Source organism: Candidatus Symbiopectobacterium sp. NZEC135 (assembly GCF_025962695.1).
Genome location: NZ_JAGFPF010001220.1, coordinates 1 through 649, shown reverse-complemented (window position 1 = coordinate 649; position 649 = coordinate 1). Strand labels below are relative to the sequence as shown.

Here is a 649-nt window from a genome sequence, read left to right as displayed (position 1 = left end):
GCCCTTACCGGAAATAGCAATAGGTTATAAGCATATAATCAATTTCTCTTTTATGACCACTCATCATAGGCTATGTCCCAGATTAGCTCGACTTCAAACAGGTATTGCAATGGCATCTCTTTCTATAATTCAAGGCGATAAATCAAGCCATCCGCTTTTGTGCAAGCTGCCTGGCTTGCTTTTTATTGCCCTTATGACCGTCGGTTTGCTGCAACTGGCCGCGCTGCCCTCGGTTGCCCGCATGGGATTGGGTTCACTCACCCTTGCCATGGTTGGCGGCGCGTTGCTCGGCAACACGCTTTATCCACACCTGCAACGCTACTGTGATGATGGCGTTAATTGGTCAAAGCATCATCTGTTGCGTTTAGGCATTGTGCTGTATGGCTTTCGTCTCAGCCTGCAACATATTGCTGCACTGGGTATCAGCGGGCTCATCATTGACGCATTGGTGCTGACATCCACCTTTCTTCTTGCCTGCTATCTGGGTAAAACCCTGCTTGGCCTGGATGACAAGACAGTATATCTCATCGGTGCAGGCAGCAGCATTTGCGGCGCCGCAGCGGTGCTCGCCACCGCGCCAACGGTCAAGGCGGAGGGCGACAGCGTCGCGATTGCCGTCGCCACCGTTGTCATCTTCGGCACTATCGCC

1 protein-coding gene is annotated in these 649 nt (G+C 52.4%); it reads left to right on the top strand.

Going from position 1 to position 649, the window contains the following annotated elements; all coding sequences use genetic code 11:
• Nucleotides 1-109: 109 nt before the first annotated feature.
• Nucleotides 110-649: YeiH family protein (locus tag J5224_RS33455; RefSeq protein ID WP_264629189.1), on the top strand; the 540-nt coding region annotated here is incomplete at its 3' end.